This window comes from Streptococcus sp. HMSC078H03, from assembly GCF_001808655.1.
Classification (GTDB): domain Bacteria; phylum Bacillota; class Bacilli; order Lactobacillales; family Streptococcaceae; genus Streptococcus; species Streptococcus salivarius_G.
Map to the genome: position 1 here is coordinate 14,906 of NZ_KV794114.1, position 2,349 is coordinate 17,254.

The 2,349-nt window shown below is 40.0% G+C and carries 1 protein-coding gene; it reads right to left on the bottom strand.

Annotation, left to right across the window (positions count from 1 at the left end):
- Positions 1–146: 146 nt before the first annotated feature.
- Positions 147–2,349 (bottom strand): glucosyl transferase (locus HMPREF2607_RS07650; RefSeq protein ID WP_261674288.1); only part of this gene is annotated, 2,203 nt, incomplete at its 5' end.

The window sequence follows — 2,349 nt, forward strand, 5'->3', positions numbered from 1 at the left end:
ATGTCACAATTTTAGCAGTCATAAGAGTAAAAAACAAAAAATCCAGGACCTGAGCCCTGGATTTAGGAGATTATGAAAAAGAAAAGTTTTAGGATGGTTATAGTATATAAAGCAAAGCCTAAAGTTTTCTTAAAGTAAGGGGGGTCTTAAACTTTAGTCGCATTACCATTTTCATCAAAATGATAAGTTACACCTTTGATAGTACGTGTTTGGTTGGTGACTAGTTCACCAGAGTTTTCATCGTAGTAGTGACCATCTGGTGCAAAAGAGCCTTTGACTTGTCTACCATGATTTGTATCGAAGTAAAGCTTTTGCCCATTAATTTGAACGGCACCAGTAGCGGCTGTACCATCCGCATAGAAGTAGTACCAGTCATTACCCCATTGATAGAAACGATTTTTAATTGCTTTACCGTCATGACCGAAGTAGTAGATTTTACCATCAATGTAATTAATACTGTCTTGCCACATGTCACCTAGTTGGGTGTATTTATAGGCACCCCCTTGACGGAAGTAATATAAATCACCATTGATTTCATGAAGTCCAAGGACTTTTTCACCTTTCTCGTTAATATAGTAAGTTAAGCCTCTGTTATCTTTCACAAACCCAGCTTTGGTTACTTTGCGACCATTATCTTTATCGTAATAGTACTCAGGCATATATACGCCATCTTGACCAAAATCACCTTTGGCTTGTACGCCTCGATAGTTGAAGAAGACATCTTGTCCATCGATATTTCGAGCTCCCTTGACTGGTTTACCATCTTTACCTACATAAAACCAATTACCCATGTATTCAACATAACGATTGGTTACAAGGTTTCCTGAATTAATATCGTAGAATGCGTATAAATCACCGTAGGAATCACCATAAGCACCTTTAACCTGTTGACCATTGTTGCGAAAGAATACTTTTTGTCCATCGATAATTTGAGCTCCAGTGAGGTTGTCTCCATTTGCGTTTTTATAATACCAGTTTCCGTTATCATCGCTATAATAACCATTTGGGTTAGGAGCATCCGTACCTACGCCGTTTTCATCAAATCGATAGGTCATACCATTAATTGTTAGAGTGGTGTTAGAGACTCGTGTTCCAGAATTAGGATCATAGTAGCGAAGAATACCATTATCGAGCACAAGCTCTCCCTTAGCTTGACGACCATTGGCATATAGGTAAACGATTTGACCGTCTATATTGACTTCACCATCTTGAGGACGAATAGCATTTCCATTTTCACCATAGTAGTACCAACCATCATTTTCTTGGACATAGCGATTTTTAACGGCTTGACCAGTGACTGAGTCAAAATAATAGCGACGTGTAATATTATTAGGGGTACCAAAACCGTAAGTACGTGGTGAATTTTGACCTTCTTCTAGTAAAATGCTGATTCCCTTTTGTAGGACACCAGTATCAACAGGAGAGGCAGCCTCACGTGCTTTAAAATAGTAGATGTTACCATCAATTTCACGTATTCCTGTAAATTTAGAACCATCGTTCTTGATGTAAAAGGTTTGGCCTTTTTGATTCTGAACTAGACCTTCTTTTCGGACCCTTGCACCAGAGTTAGGGTCGTAATAGAAGGTTTGATCTGGATAGCTATAGTACTCTCCGCTAAAGTCACCTTTGATTTGAACACCTTTATAATTGAAATAGACTTCTTGACTGTTGATAGTTTGTTCTCCAGTGAGTGGATAGCCATTTTCACCTAAATAGTACCAATTACCTTTGTATTCTAAGTAACGATTGGTTTGAAGTTGACCAGAATTATCATCGAAATAACGACGGAGATCACCAGACCAATCGAAATCTGGCCCTTTAATTTGTTTACCATCTTTGCGGAAAGAGACACGTACACCATCAATAGTTTGGTCGCCAGTTAGGTTCTTACCACTAGCATCCTTATAATACCAGTTACCAAGGCTATCACTATAATATTGACCACCGGTAACATTGGTTTCACTATTGGTATCTGCGGTTGCTGGTGCAGCCTCACTGGCAGCCCGGTCTGTAGTTACAGCTTCGCGTGTTTGGCCTGAGACCGATTCTGCAGGTGCTTGACTTTCGCTTGTAGTTGTTGAAGCTGTTTCACTGGCAGTTTCAGAACTTGCTGTAGAAGTTGAGGCTTGTTCTGAGACATTTGTGGTGTTTTCTGTGCTAGCCACATTTTCAGTAGTAACAGGTGCTTCGACAACCTTTGTTTCGACGAGGTCTGCGGTAGTTTCTACATTCGCAGTGGTAGTAGCAGTCACATCAAGGTTTGATGCGTTATCAGCTTTAGCTTCCTCAGCGAAGGCAGGTCTTGCGATTAAAGTAAAACTTGCAAGAGCAGTTGCACATGAGAATGCA